Raw genomic sequence first — 14075 nt, forward strand, 5'->3', positions numbered from 1 at the left:
CCAGGCGGGCTGGGCCGTCCTCCCGGTCATCTGACAAGCTCCATCCGAGGGCCTCGGAGCCTGCCGCGGCCCCCCGGCTGTTGCCCGGCCCCCTTCCGGCCGGGCGCCCCGAAGACGAAAGTTTCCGACCTGTGAGTGAGACAACGCATGACGGCGGAGTCGCGGTGAGCGCGCCCCCGTCGCCCGACGAGGGCCTCACGGCGGCGCAACTGGCCGCCAAGTACGGGCTGGCCGTGAGCGGTGCGCGGCCCCGGCTGCGGGAGTACGTCCGGCAGCTGTGGGGGCGACGGCACTTCATCCTGGCCTTCTCCCAGGCGAAGCTGACCGCCCAGTACAGCCAGGCCAAGCTGGGGCAGCTGTGGCAGGTCGCCACCCCGCTGCTCAACGCGGGCGTCTACTTCTTCATCTTCGGCGTGATCCTCGACGCCGGCAGAGGCATGCCCCGCGACGTCTACATCCCGTTCCTGGTCACGGGCGTCTTCGTCTTCACCTTCACGCAGAGCTCGGTCATGAGCGGCGTGCGCGCGATCTCCGGCAACCTCGGCCTGGTGCGCGCCCTGCACTTCCCGCGCGCCTCCCTGCCCGTCTCCTTCGCCCTCCAGCAGCTCCAGCAGCTGCTGTACTCGATGGTCGTGCTGTTCCTGGTGGCGATCGCCTTCGGCAGCTACCCGTCCGCGTCCTGGGCGCTGATCGTGCCCACGCTCCTGCTGCAGTTCTGCTTCAACACCGGCCTGGCGCTGATCTTCGCCCGGGCCGGCGCGAAGACCCCCGACCTCGCGCAGCTCATGCCGTTCGTGATGCGGACGTGGATGTACGCGTCCGGCGTGATGTTCTCCATCCCGGTCTTCCTCGCCGACCGTCCGCAGTGGCTGTCGACCCTGCTGCAGTGGAACCCGGCCGCCGTCTACATGGACCTGATGCGCTTCGCGCTCATCGACGAGTACGGCGCCCGGTACCTGCCGGACCACGTGTGGGCGATCGCGTGCGGCTGGGCGGTGCTGTTCGCCGTCGGCGGCTTCGTGTACTTCTGGAAGGCGGAGGAGAGGTATGGCCGTGGCTGAGCGGGCTCCGGGCGAGAGGGTCCCCACCGTCATCGCCGACGACGTGCACATCGTCTACCGCGTCAACGGCGCGAAGACCGGCAAGGGCAGTGCCACCGCGGCGCTGAGCCGCATCCTCAGGCGAGGTGAGGAACGCGGTGTGCGCAAGGTGCACGCGGTGCGGGGCGTCTCCTTCGTCGCGCACCGGGGCGAGGCCATCGGCCTCATCGGCTCCAACGGCTCCGGCAAGTCCACGCTGCTGCGGGCCATCGCCGGACTGCTGCCGCCCGAGCGGGGCAAGGTCTACACCGACGGCCAGCCCTCGCTGCTCGGCGTCAACGCGGCCCTGATGAACGACCTCACCGGCGAGCGCAACGTCATCCTCGGCGGTCTGGCCATGGGCATGTCCCGGGAGCAGATCAAGGAGCGCTACCAGGGCATCGTCGACTTCTCCGGCATCAACGAGAAGGGCGACTTCATCACGCTGCCGATGCGGACCTACTCCTCCGGCATGCAGGCCCGGCTGCGGTTCTCCATCGCCGCCGCGAAGGACCACGACGTCCTCATGATCGACGAGGCGCTGGCCACCGGCGACCGCAAGTTCCAGCTGCGCTCCGAGGAACGCATCCGGGAGCTGCGCAAGGAGGCTGGCACGGTGTTCCTCGTCAGCCACAGCAACAAGTCGATCCGGGACACCTGCGACCGCGTGCTGTGGCTGGAGCGCGGCGAACTGCGCCTGGACGGTCCGACCGAAGAGGTGCTCAAGGAGTACGAGAAGTTCACGGCCAAATAGCCGCCGGTCCGTCAGGGCCCCGCCGAAACCTGTCCGGCGGGGCCCCGCGTCTGCAAAGGAAGCGTCAACTCCGGTGCGGCGCAGGATGCTTGACGCCCATCGATGTGTTGTTGTGATCTGCGGGAGACCCCCGCGAACCGTACGGCGTTGTACAACGTAAGCTGTACCGGTCCCGAAACACGTGCAAGTGTGGTGATAAGGGGTCCTTGTACTATGAGCGTCCGATGAGGGCGCGTGGTCTGGTGCCGTGCATCGCAAGGCGCCGGAGGTCTCTGGTGGCGGAGCTACCAGAGGGCTTCGGCAACGCGGCGAGGTGCGGTGCCGGGCCGCGCGACCCGGACGGGCATGGTGCAAGGACCCCCGCGGCGCGACATCCTCAGGCTGGGCCGCCGTGCGGCGGCTGGGCGGCGTGTCCGAAATAGTGGGTATCGGGTTGTCGGTGTAGAACGGGAGATGTGACGGCAATGGCTACGGAAACTCCCCAGCTCAGCGCAGCACGTGCCGTTCCCGTCCGGGGCAGCCGACGGTGACGGCGCCGACCGTGTCGCGCACCGGGCACCCGGAGCGCGACACCCTCGCCAAGGCAGCGGACGAGAACTTCCCCGTGGCCCCCTTCTTCCTTCCGCGCGCCTGGCGCGACGACCTCATGGCCGTCTACGGCTTCGCCCGTCTCGTCGACGACATCGGCGACGGCGACCTGGCCCCGGGCGGTGCCGACGCCCGCCTGCTCGGCGTCGACGACGCGGACGCCGACGACCGGCTGGTCCTGCTGGACGCCTTCGAGGCCGACCTGCGCCGCGTCTTCGACGACGTCCCGCACCACCCGCTGCTGCGCCGCCTCCAGCCCGTCGTCCGCCGCCGACAGCTCACCCCCGAGCCCTTCCTCGGCCTGATCGCCGCCAACCGCCGCGACCAGCTCGTCACGCGCTACGAGACCTACGACGACCTCCTCGCCTACTGCGAGCTGTCCGCCAACCCCGTGGGCCGGCTCGTCCTCGCCGTCACCGGCACCGCGACCCCCGAGCGGATCCGCCGCTCCGACGCGATCTGCACGGCGCTGCAGATCGTCGAGCACCTCCAGGACGTGGCCGAGGACCTCGACCGCGACCGCGTCTACCTGCCCGCCGCCGACATGAAGCGCTTCCACGTCCAGGAGGCCGACCTCGCCGCGCCCACCGCCGGCGCCTCGGTGCGCGCCCTGATCGCCTTCGAGGCCCAGCGCGCCCACGACCTCCTCGTCGACGGCGCCCCGCTGGTGCACAGCGTCCACGGCAGGCTCAGGCTGCTGCTCGCCGGGTTCGTGGCCGGGGGGAGGGCGGCGCTCCACGCGATCGCCGCCGCCCAGTACGACGTCCTTCCCGGCCCGCCCCGCCCCGGCCGACTCCGGCTGCTGCGCGAGACGGGCGCGACCCTGCGAGGAGAGGGGTGAGCCAGGCCGTGGACTCCGCGCCACACGCGTCGGCACCGGTACTCGCCGCCTACGGCTACTGCGAGGCGGTCACCGGGCAGCAGGCCCGCAACTTCGCCTACGGCATCCGGCTGCTGCCCACGCCGAAGCGGCGCGCGATGTCGGCGCTGTACGCGTTCTCCCGCCGGGTCGACGACATCGGCGACGGCCCGCTCGACGACGACGTCAAGGCCGCCCGGCTGGAGGACACCCGCGCGCTGCTCACCCGCGTCCGCGAGGGCGAGGTGGAGGAGGATGACACCGACCCCGTGGCGGTCGCCCTGGCGCACGCCGCGCGGGTCTTCCCGATCCCGCTCGGCGGTCTGGACGAGCTGATCGACGGCGTCCTGATGGACGTCCGCGGCGAGACCTACGAGACCTGGGACGACCTCAAGGCGTACTGCCGGTGCGTCGCGGGCGCCATCGGACGCCTCTCGCTCGGCGTGTTCGGCACCGAACCGGGGGCACGCGGCGCCGAACGCGCGCCGGAGTACGCCGACACCCTCGGGCTCGCCCTCCAGCTCACCAACATCCTCAGGGACGTCCGCGAGGACGCCGCGGGCGGCCGGATCTACCTGCCCTCCGACGACCTCGCCAAGTTCGGCTGCTCGGCCGGGTTCGACGGGCCGACGCCGCCGGAGGGCTCCGACTTCGCGGGCCTCGTGCACTTCGAAGTACGGCGCGCCCGCGCCCTCTTCGCGGAGGGCTACCGCCTGCTGCCCCTGCTCGACCGGCGCAGCGGCGCGTGCGTCGCGGCGATGGCCGGCATCTACCGCCGCCTGCTGGACCGCATCGAACGCGACCCCGAGGCGGTGCTGCGCGGCCGGGTCTCGCTGCCCGGCCGCGAGAAGGCGTACGTCGCCGTGCGCGGACTGTCCGGTCTGGACGCCCGCCACGTGTCCCGGCTGACCGTCAGGAGGCCACTGTGACGGGCGGCGCGCCGCGCCGCGGCGAGGCGACCAGGAAGCGGCGGCGCGCAACCCTCCGGCGCGCCGCGGCGTCCCTGACTGCGACGGCCCGCCGCGGGCGGACACGTCACGGCGGACGTGCGGGGGAGGGTGCACGATGAGCGACGATCCGCTGCGCCGTCCCCGTCCGGACGCGCCGCACGAGGCGGTCGTGGTCGGCGGCGGGCTCGCCGGGGTGACCGCCGCGCTCGCGCTCGCCGACGCCGGCGTCCGCGTCACCCTGCTCGAAGGCCGGCCCCGGCTGGGCGGCCTCGCCTTCTCCTTCCGGCGCGGCGACCTCACCGTCGACAACGGCCAGCACGTCTACCTGCGCTGCTGCACCGCCTACCGCTGGTTCCTCGACCGCATCGGCGCGACGGCCCTCGCGCCCCTGCAGGAACGTCTCGACGTGCCCGTTCTCGACCTGGCGCGGCCCGAGGGGCGACGGCTCGGCAGGCTGCGCCGCGACGCCCTGCCCGTCCCCCTCCACCTGGGCCGCGGCCTCGCCGCCTACCCGCACCTCTCGCTCGCCGAACGCGCCCGCGTCGGCCGGGCCGCGCTCGCCCTCAAGCGGCTCGACCTCGCCGATCCCGCCCTCGACGACCAGGACTTCGGCGGCTGGCTCGCCGCGCACGGCCAGTCCCCGCGCGCCGTCGAGGCCCTGTGGGACCTGGTCGGCGTCGCCACCCTCAACGCCCTCGCCCACGACGCCTCCCTCCAGCTCGCCGCGATGGTCTTCAAGACCGGCCTGCTGTCCGAACCGGGCGCCGCCGACATCGGCTGGGCGCGCGTCCCGCTGGGCGACCTGCACGACGGGCTGGCCCGCGAGGCGCTCGCCGCGGCCGGCGTGCGCACCGAGGTCCGCGCCCGCGTCACCTCCGTCTCCCCGGCCGGCCAGGGCGGCTGGACCGTGCGGACGGCCGACGGCACGCTGAGCGCCGACGCCGTCGTCCTCGCCGTACCGCAGCGCGAGACCTACGACCTGCTGCCGGACGGGGCGCTCGACGCCCCCGAGCGGCTCCTGGACATCGGTGTCGCCCCGATCCTCAACGTGCACGTCGTCTACGACCGCCAGGTCCTCGCCGCGCCGTTCCTCGCCGCGCTCGGCACACCCGTGCAGTGGGTCTTCGACCGCACCGAAGCCTCCGGCCTGCGCGAGGGGCAGTACCTCGCGCTGTCGCAGTCGGCCGCGCAGGAGGAGATCGACGAGCCCGTCGCCGCCTTGCGCGAGCGCTATCTGCCCGAGCTGGAGCGGCTGCTGCCGCGTGCCCGCGGCGCACGCGTGAACGACTTCTTCGTGACCCGGGAGCGCACGGCCACGTTCGCTCCCGCCCCCGGCGTCGGGCGTCTGCGGCCCGGCGCCCGCACCAAGGCGTCCGGCCTGTACCTGGCCGGAGCGTGGACCGCCACAGGGTGGCCCGCGACCATGGAGAGTGCGGTCCGCAGCGGTGTCGGCGCGGCGGACGCCGCGCTCGGCGCCCTCGGCCGGTCCCGCCCCCGCCACCTCTTCGCCATCGAGGAGGCCGCATGACGCTCGAACGAGATCAGCACGGCTCGGCACATTCCCGCACCCCCTCCGGTACCGCGACAAGAGGAGAAACCGTGCCCCCTGTGCCCACGGCCACGACGGCCGCTCGTAAGACCGCGGTGGACGTCGCCGCGCTCCTCGAGCGCGGCCGGACCCTGGCGACACCGGTGCTGCGGGCGGCCGTCGACCGTCTGGCGCCCCCCATGGACACCGTCGCCGCCTACCACTTCGGCTGGATCGACGCCCAGGGCAACCCGGCCGAAGGCGACGGCGGCAAGGCCGTGCGTCCCGCGCTCGCGGTGCTCTCCGCGGAGGTCGCCGGCGCCCGGCCCGAGGTGGGCGTGCCCGGCGCCGTCGCCGTGGAGCTGGTCCACAACTTCTCGCTCCTGCACGACGACCTGATGGACGGCGACGAGCAGCGCCGGCACCGCGACACCGTCTGGAAGGTGCACGGCCCCGCCCAGGCCATCCTGGTCGGCGACGCCCTGTTCGCCCTCGCCGGCGAGGTCCTGCTGGAGCTCGGCACGGCCGAGGCGGCACGGGCCACCCGGCGGCTGACCACCGCCACCCGCGCCCTGATCGACGGTCAGGCGCAGGACATCTCCTACGAGCACCGCGACCGGGTCAGCGTCGAGGAGTGCCTGGAGATGGAGGGCAACAAGACCGGCGCACTGCTGGCCTGCGCCAGCTCGGTCGGCGCCGTGCTCGGCGGCGCCGACGACCCCACCGCCGACGCCCTGGAGCGCTACGGCTACCACCTCGGCCTCGCCTTCCAGGCCATCGACGACCTCCTCGGCATCTGGGGCGACCCGGTCTCCACCGGCAAGCAGACCTGGAGCGACCTGCGCCAGCGCAAGAAGTCCCTGCCGGTCGTGGCGGCGCTCGCGGCGGGCGGACCCGCCTCCGAGCGGCTCGGCGAGATGCTCGCCGCCGACGCCAAGAGCAGCGACGTCGAGGACTTCTCCGAGGAGGAGTTCGCGGCCCGCGCCGCCCTCATCGAGGAGGCCGGCGGACGCGCCTGGACCGCCGAGGAGGCACGCCGTCAGCACACGATCGCCGTCGACGCGCTGAACGCCGTCGACATGCCCGAGCAGGTGCGGGACCGGTTCACGGCGCTCGCCGACTTCGTCGTCGTGCGCAAGAGATGATCCCCGTCGGTCGAATAGCCCTCGCGTAGTCGCCGGCCGGTGTCGAGGGAAGAGACGCACCGGCCGACGGCGGACCCACAGCAGACGCAACGCCATGCACACTGCACGAAGGGGAAGCCATGACAGCGACGACCGACCCGAGCCCCGGGGCCCTGCCGCCCCGGGCCGCGGCGGCCAGCGACACCGACAGCGACACCCCCGAGGCGGCCGGGGCACAGCAGACCGCCGAGCGCGCCATGCGGCGCGCCAGAGACTTCCTGCTCGCCCGGCAGGACGCCGAAGGCTGGTGGAAGGGCGACCTCGAGACCAACGTCAGCATGGACGCCGAGGACCTGCTTCTCCGTCAGTTCCTGGGCATCCGCGACGAGTCGACGACCCGGGCCGCCGCCCTCTTCATCCGCGGCGAGCAACGCGAGGACGGGACGTGGGCCACCTTCCACGGCGGCCCCGGCGAACTCTCCGCCACCGTCGAGGCCTACGTCGCCCTGCGCCTGGCCGGAGACCCGCCCGACGCGCCCCACATGGCGAGAGCCTCCGCCTGGGTCCGCGAGCACGGCGGCATCGCCGCCGCCCGCGTCTTCACCCGGATCTGGCTCGCCCTGTTCGGCTGGTGGAAGTGGGAGGACCTGCCCGAACTCCCCCCGGAGCTCCTCTACTTCCCCAAGTGGTTCCCGCTCAGCATCTACAACTTCGGCTGCTGGGCACGGCAGACGATCGTCCCGCTCACCGTCGTCTCGGCCAAGCGTCCGGTGCGCCCGGCGCCCTTCCCGCTCGACGAGCTGCACACCGACCCCGCCCGGCCCAACCCGCCCAGGCCGCCGGCGCCGCTGCACACCTGGGACGGCCTCTTCCAGCGGCTCGACAAGGTGGTGCGCGCCTACCGCACGGTCGCCGTGCGCCGGCTGCGCCGCGCCGCCCTGAACTCCGCCGCGCGCTGGATCATCGAACGGCAGGAGAACGACGGATGCTGGGGCGGCATCCAGCCGCCCGCCGTGTACTCCGTGATCGCCCTGCACCTGCTCGGCTACGACCTCCAGCACCCGGTGATGCGGGCGGGCCTCGAGTCCCTCGACCGGTACGCGGTCCGGCGCGAGGACGGGGCCCGGATGATCGAGGCCTGCCAGTCGCCCGTGTGGGACACCTGCCTCGCCACGATCGCGCTGGCCGACGCGGGGGTGCCCGCCGACCACCCCCAACTGGTCAAGGCAGCCGACTGGATGCTCGGCGAACAGGTCGTACGGCCCGGCGACTGGTCCGTACGCAGGCCCCAACTCGCGCCGGGCGGCTGGGCGTTCGAGTTCCACAACGACAACTACCCCGACATGGACGACACCGCCGAGGTGGTCCTCGCGCTGCGCCGGGTCCGCCACCACGACCCGCAGCGGCTGGAGAAGGCCGTCGAGCGCGGAGTGCGCTGGAACCTCGGGATGCAGTCCCGCGACGGCGGTTGGGGCGCCTTCGACGTCGACAACACCAGCCCCTTCCCCAACCGGCTGCCGTTCTGCGACTTCGGCGAGGTCATCGACCCGCCCTCGGCGGACGTCACCGCGCACGTCGTGGAGATGCTGGCCGTCGAGGGGCTCGCCGGCGACCCGCGCACCCGGCGCGGCATCGACTGGCTGCTCGCCGAACAGGAGACGGACGGCTCGTGGTTCGGGCGCTGGGGCGTCAACTACATCTACGGCACCGGCTCGGTGGTGCCTGCGCTGACCGCCGCCGGGATGCCCGCCCAGCACCCGGCGATCCGGCGGGCGGTGGCCTGGCTGGAGCGGGTGCAGAACGACGACGGCGGCTGGGGCGAGGACCTGCGCTCCTATGAGGACCCGGCCCGCTGGAGCGGCCGGGGCGCCTCCACCGCCTCCCAGACCGCCTGGGCGCTGATGGCGCTGCTCGCGGCGGGGGAGCGCGAGTCCGAGGCCGTCCGGCGGGGTGTGGACTGGCTCGCCGCGACCCAGCGGGAGGACGGCTCCTGGGACGAGCCGCAGTTCACCGGGACCGGCTTCCCCTGGGACTTCTCCATCAACTACCACCTCTACCGGCAGGTGTTCCCGCTGACGGCGCTCGGCCGCTACGTCCACGGAGAGCCCTTCGCCGAGAAGACGGCCCGGGCGGCCGCCGAGGGCACGGCCGGCACGGTGGCCGCGAAGGCCGAGGGACGCTGATGAACGAACGGACCGCCTCCGCCCCGCTGCTGATCGCCTGTGCCCTCGGCATCGAGCACCTCGCCCTGCGCATGGGCGACCGCGGCGGGGCCGGCGGGCCGGTCACCGTCCTGCGCACCGGGATGGGACCGAAGGCGGCCGAACGCTCCGTCACCCATGCCCTGTCGGGCGCGCCGCTCGGCGGGGCTGCGGTCATCGCCACCGGCTTCTGTGCCGGACTCGCCCCCGGAATGCACCCCGGCGACCTGGTCGTCGCCGAGGAGACCCGCGACCCGCGCGGCACCGTGGCGTGCGTGGGGACCGAACTGCTCGTCAAGGAACTCACCCGCACCCTGCCCGGCCGCACCGTCCACACCGGCCCGCTGACCGGCTCCGACCACGTGGTGCGCGGCCCGGAGCGCTCCGACCTGCTCGGCACCGGCGCGATCGCCGCCGACATGGAGTCCGCGTCCACGCTCCTGAGCGCCCTCCGCGCTTCGATGCGCCCGGTTGCGGCCGTCCGGGTGGTCGTGGACGCTCCTGAACATGAACTCGTCCGGATCGGCACGGTGCGCGGTGGAATATCGGCTTTCCGCGTCCTTCGCTCCGTCCTGCCTGCATTCTTCGAATGGCACCGAAACGTGCTGCTCCCCCGGAGGTGAGCCAGATGGCCATGCCGCTGCGCCAGTCCATCAAGGTCGCTACATACTTGGCTGAACAAAAGCTCCGCAAACGCGACAAGTTCCCGCTCATCGTCGAGCTGGAGCCCCTCTTCGCCTGCAACCTCAAGTGCGAGGGCTGCGGGAAGATCCAGCACCCGGCGGGCGTGCTCAAGCAGCGCATGCCGGTCGCCCAGGCCGTCGGAGCGGTGCTCGAATCCGGCGCCCCGATGGTCTCCATCGCCGGCGGCGAACCGCTGATGCACCCTCAGATCGACGAGATCGTGCGGCAGTTGGTGGCGAGACGGAAGTACGTCTTCCTCTGCACCAACGCGATGCTGCTGCGCAAGAAGATGGACCGGTTCACCCCGTCCCCCTACTTCGCCTTCGCCGTGCACATCGACGGGCTGCGCGAACGCCACGACGAGTCGGTGGCGAAGGAGGGCGTCTTCGACGAGGCCGTGGCGGCGATCAAGGAGGCCAAGCGGCGCGGCTTCCGGGTCACCACCAACTCCACGTTCTTCAACACCGACACCCCGCAGACCGTCGTCGAGGTGCTCAACTTCCTCAACGACGACCTCAAGGTCGACGAGATGATGATCTCGCCCGCCTACGCCTACGAGAAGGCCCCCGACCAGGAGCACTTCCTCGGCGTGGAACAGACCCGTGAGCTGTTCAGGAAGGCCTTCGCGGGCGGCAACCGGCGCCGCTGGCGGCTCAACCACTCACCGCTCTTCCTGGACTTCCTCGAAGGCAGGGTCGACTTCCCCTGCACCGCCTGGGCCATCCCCAACTACTCCCTGTTCGGCTGGCAGAGACCCTGCTACCTGATGAGCGACGGATACGTGCCCACCTACCGGGAGCTCGTCGAGGACACCGACTGGGACCGCTACGGCCGCGGCAAGGACCCGCGCTGCGCCAACTGCATGGCCCACTGCGGCTACGAGCCCACCGCCGTCCTCGCCACCATGGGCTCGCTGAAGGAGTCGCTGCGCGCGATGCGCGAGACCGTCTCCGGCAACCGGGAGTGAGGGCGGGCCGGCCGGCGCCGTGAGAGCAGCCGTACGCAACGAGAGGGGGCCCGAGCGTGACCATCCTGGAGAACATCCGGCAACCACGTGACCTGAAGGCGCTGTCCGAGGCGGAACTCGGTGAACTGTCCGACGAGATCAGGGACTTCCTGGTGCACGCGGTCGCCCGCACCGGCGGGCACCTCGGCCCCAACCTGGGCGTGGTGGAGCTGACCGTCGCGCTCCACCGCGTCTTCGAGTCGCCGGCGGACCGCATCCTGTGGGACACCGGCCACCAGAGCTACGTCCACAAGCTCCTGACGGGCCGTCAGGACTTTTCCAAGCTGCGCGGCAAGGGCGGTCTGTCCGGCTACCCCTCCCGCGAGGAGTCCGAGCACGACGTCATCGAGAACAGTCACGCCTCCACCGCACTCGGCTGGGCCGACGGACTGGCCAAGGCCCGCCAGGTGCTGGGGGAGACGGGGCACGTCGTCGCGGTCGTCGGGGACGGCGCGCTCACCGGCGGCATGGCCTGGGAGGCGCTCAACAACATCGCCGCCGCCAGGGACCGGCCGCTGATCATCGTCGTCAACGACAATGAACGCTCCTACGCGCCGACCATCGGCGGCCTCGCCAACCACCTGGCCGCCCTGCGCACCACCGACGGCTACGAGAAAGTGCTCGCCTGGGGCAAGGACGTCCTGCAGCGGACCCCTGTCGTCGGCCCCACGCTCTACGAGTCCCTGCACGGCGCGAAGAAGGGCTTCAAGGACGCGTTCGCCCCGCAGGGCATGTTCGAGGACCTCGGCCTGAAGTACGTCGGCCCGATCGACGGGCACGACATCAGGGCCGTCGAGTCCGCGCTGCGGCGCGCCAAGCGCTTCCACGGCCCGGTGCTGGTGCACTGCCTCACCGAGAAGGGCCGCGGCTGCGAACCCGCCCTCGCCCACGAGGAGGACCGCTTCCACACCGTCGGCGTGATGGACCCCCTGACCTGCGCGCCGCTCGTACCGGCCGGCGGGCCGTCCTGGACGTCCGTGTTCGGCGAGGAGATCGTACGCATCGGCGAGGAACGCGACGACGTCGTGGCGATCACCGCGGCCATGCTGCACCCGGTGGGCCTCGGCCCGTTCGCCGAGCGCTTCCCGGACCGGGTCTGGGACGTCGGCATCGCCGAACAGCACGCCGCCGTGAGCGCCGCCGGCCTCGCCACCGGCGGCCTGCACCCCGTCGTCGCCGTCTACGCCACCTTCCTCAACCGCGCCTTCGACCAGCTGCTGATGGACGTCGCCCTGCACCGCTGCGGGGTCACGTTCGTCCTCGACCGGGCCGGGGTGACCGGTGTCGACGGGGCCTCCCACAACGGCATGTGGGACATGTCCGTCCTCCAGGTCGTCCCCGGCCTCAGGATCGCCGCGCCCCGCGACGCCGACCAGCTCCGCGCCCAGCTGCGGGAGGCCGTCGCCGTCGACGACGCGCCGACCCTGGTGCGCTTCCCGAAGGAGTCCGTCGGCCCGTCCGTCCCCGCCGTCGACCGGGTCGGCGGCATGGACGTGCTGCGCCGGGGCGAACGCCCCGACGTGCTGCTGGTCGCGGTCGGCGTCATGGCGCCGGTGTGCCTGCGGGCCGCCGAACTGCTCGCGGCACGCGGCGTCCACTGCACGGTGGTCGACCCGCGGTGGGTCAAACCCGTCGACCCGGCGCTGCCCGAACTCGCCGCCGCACACCGGCTCGTCGCCGTCGTCGAGGACAACAGCCGCTCCGCGGGCGTCGGTTCGGCCGTGGCCCTGGCGTTGAGCGACGCCGAAGTCGACGTGCCGGTACGGCGGTTCGGCATCCCCGAGCAGTTCCTCGCCCACGCCAAACGCTCGGAAGTGCTGGCCGACATCGGCCTCACGCCCGTCGAGATCGCCGGACGGATCGGCGCGAGCGCGGCCGTCAGGGACCTCACAGGCCCGGTCAAGGAGAGCCCATGAGCAAGGAGTTCGACCTCGGCGCGCTCCTGGCCGAGCGCGGAGCCGAACGCTACGCACTGCACGGCAGGTACCTCAACCACCAACTGCCGCGCATGCTGCACACCATCGGCTTCGACAAGGTCTACGAGCGCGCCGAGGGCGCCTACTTCTGGGACGCCGACGGCCACGACTACCTCGACATGCTCGCCGGGTTCGGCGTGATGGGCCTGGGCCGGCACCATCCCGTCGTCCGCCGGGCGCTGCACGACGTGCTCGACGCGCAACTCGCCGACCTCACCCGCTTCGACTGCCAGCCGTTGCCGGGACTGCTCGCGGAGAGACTCCTCACCCACAGCCCGCACCTGGACCGGGTGTTCTTCGGCAACAGCGGCACGGAGGCCGTCGAGACCGCGCTGAAGTTCGCCCGGTACGCGACCGGCAGACCCCGCGTCCTCTACTGCGACCACGCCTTCCACGGACTGACCACGGGCTCCCTGTCCGTCAACGGGGAGTCCGGCTTCCGCGACGGCTTCGCCCCGCTGCTGCCCGACACGGCCGTGCCCCTCGGCGATCTCGACGCCCTCGCCCGCGAGTTGGCCAAGGGCGACGTCGCCGCACTGATCGTCGAGCCGATCCAGGGCAAGGGCGTGCACGAGGCCCCGCCCGGCTATCTGCGCGCCGCCCAGGAACTCCTGCACCGGCACAAGGCGCTTCTCGTCGCCGACGAGGTGCAGACGGGCCTGGGCCGCACCGGCGACTTCTACGCACACCAGCACGAGGACGGCGTCGAACCCGACCTGGTGTGCGTGGCGAAGGCCCTCTCCGGCGGCTATGTGCCGGTCGGAGCCACCCTCGGCAAGGACTGGATCTTCAAGAAGGTCTACTCCTCCATGGACCGGGTGCTGGTCCACTCGGCGAGCTTCGGGTCCAACGCCCAGGCCATGGCCGCCGGCCTCGCCGTGCTGTCGGTCATGGAGAACGAGCAGATCGTCGCCAACGCCCGCGCCACCGGCGAGCTGCTGAAGTCACGGCTGGCGGCGCTCACCGGCGAGTACGAGCTGCTCGCCGACGTCCGCGGCCGGGGGCTGATGATCGGCATCGAGTTCGGCCGGCCGAAGTCGCTGAAGCTGCGGAGCCGGTGGGCCATGCTCCAGGCCGCCCGCAAGGGACTGTTCGCGCAGATGGTGGTCGTACCGCTGCTCCAGCGGCACCGGATCCTCACCCAGGTCTCCGGTGATCACCTGGAGGTGATCAAGCTGATCCCGCCGCTCGTCATCGGGGAGCGGGAGGTCGACCGGTTCGTCGCCGCGTTCACCGAGGTGATGGACGACGCGCACAACGGGGGCGGGCTGATGTGGGACTTCGGCAAGACCCTCGTCAAGCAGGCGGTCACCGAGCGATGAGACT

Annotated in this window: 12 protein-coding genes; all 12 read left to right on the forward strand. The window is 72.2% G+C overall.

Features of this window, described 5'->3' with window-relative positions:
• The first annotated feature begins 131 nt into the window (after positions 1-131).
• The 12 genes from ACIOC0_RS37530 (at position 132) to ACIOC0_RS37585 (ending at position 14071) form a co-directional block, all read left to right on the forward strand.
• Complete coding sequence (locus tag ACIOC0_RS37530) at positions 132-1061, forward strand: ABC transporter permease (RefSeq protein ID WP_130437613.1); 930 nt, start codon at positions 132-134, stop codon at positions 1059-1061.
• On the forward strand, positions 1048-1833 hold the full coding sequence (locus ACIOC0_RS37535; protein ID WP_388483091.1) for an ABC transporter ATP-binding protein: 786 nt from the start codon (positions 1048-1050) through the stop codon (positions 1831-1833). The genes ACIOC0_RS37530 and ACIOC0_RS37535 overlap by 14 nt, the downstream gene beginning before the upstream one ends.
• 541 nt (positions 1834-2374) lie before the next feature.
• A complete protein-coding gene (gene hpnC / locus ACIOC0_RS37540; protein ID WP_402161031.1) occupies positions 2375-3262 on the forward strand; it encodes a squalene synthase HpnC in 888 nt (295 codons plus the stop codon).
• Positions 3259-4209: a presqualene diphosphate synthase HpnD gene (gene hpnD / locus ACIOC0_RS37545; RefSeq protein ID WP_402161034.1), complete on the forward strand. Its 951-nt coding sequence runs from the start codon at positions 3259-3261 to the stop codon at positions 4207-4209. The genes hpnC and hpnD overlap by 4 nt, the downstream gene beginning before the upstream one ends.
• A complete protein-coding gene (locus ACIOC0_RS37550; protein WP_402161037.1) occupies positions 4206-4349 on the forward strand; it encodes a DUF6380 family protein in 144 nt (47 codons plus the stop codon). Before hpnD ends, ACIOC0_RS37550 begins: the two co-directional genes overlap by 4 nt.
• Positions 4346-5758, forward strand: coding sequence for a hydroxysqualene dehydroxylase HpnE (gene hpnE, locus ACIOC0_RS37555; RefSeq protein ID WP_402161040.1), 1413 nt, complete (start codon positions 4346-4348; stop codon positions 5756-5758). The genes ACIOC0_RS37550 and hpnE overlap by 4 nt, the downstream gene beginning before the upstream one ends.
• Positions 5759-5838: 80 nt before the next feature.
• Positions 5839-6903 carry a polyprenyl synthetase family protein gene (locus tag ACIOC0_RS37560; RefSeq protein ID WP_402161172.1) on the forward strand — a complete coding sequence of 355 codons (1065 nt, stop codon included), beginning with the start codon at positions 5839-5841 and terminating at the stop codon, positions 6901-6903.
• A 119-nt stretch (positions 6904-7022) separates the two neighbouring features.
• The gene (gene shc, locus ACIOC0_RS37565; protein ID WP_402161043.1) at positions 7023-9065 is read left to right on the forward strand and encodes a squalene--hopene cyclase; all 2043 of its coding nucleotides are present in this window, start codon (positions 7023-7025) and stop codon (positions 9063-9065) included.
• The gene (locus ACIOC0_RS37570) at positions 9065-9706 is read left to right on the forward strand and encodes a 1-hydroxy-2-methyl-2-butenyl 4-diphosphate reductase (protein WP_402161046.1); all 642 of its coding nucleotides are present in this window, start codon (positions 9065-9067) and stop codon (positions 9704-9706) included. Before shc ends, ACIOC0_RS37570 begins: the two co-directional genes overlap by 1 nt.
• Before the next feature lie 5 nt (positions 9707-9711).
• A complete protein-coding gene (hpnH, locus tag ACIOC0_RS37575) occupies positions 9712-10734 on the forward strand; it encodes an adenosyl-hopene transferase HpnH (protein ID WP_402161048.1) in 1023 nt (340 codons plus the stop codon).
• Positions 10735-10790: 56 nt separating this feature from the next.
• On the forward strand, positions 10791-12689 hold the full coding sequence (dxs, locus tag ACIOC0_RS37580; protein ID WP_402161051.1) for a 1-deoxy-D-xylulose-5-phosphate synthase: 1899 nt from the start codon (positions 10791-10793) through the stop codon (positions 12687-12689).
• The gene (locus ACIOC0_RS37585; RefSeq protein WP_402161053.1) at positions 12686-14071 is read left to right on the forward strand and encodes an aspartate aminotransferase family protein; all 1386 of its coding nucleotides are present in this window, start codon (positions 12686-12688) and stop codon (positions 14069-14071) included. Before dxs ends, ACIOC0_RS37585 begins: the two co-directional genes overlap by 4 nt.
• Positions 14072-14075 lie beyond the last annotated feature (4 nt).

This window comes from Streptomyces sp. NPDC088254 (assembly GCF_044740925.1).
GTDB lineage: Bacteria > Actinomycetota > Actinomycetes > Streptomycetales > Streptomycetaceae > Streptomyces.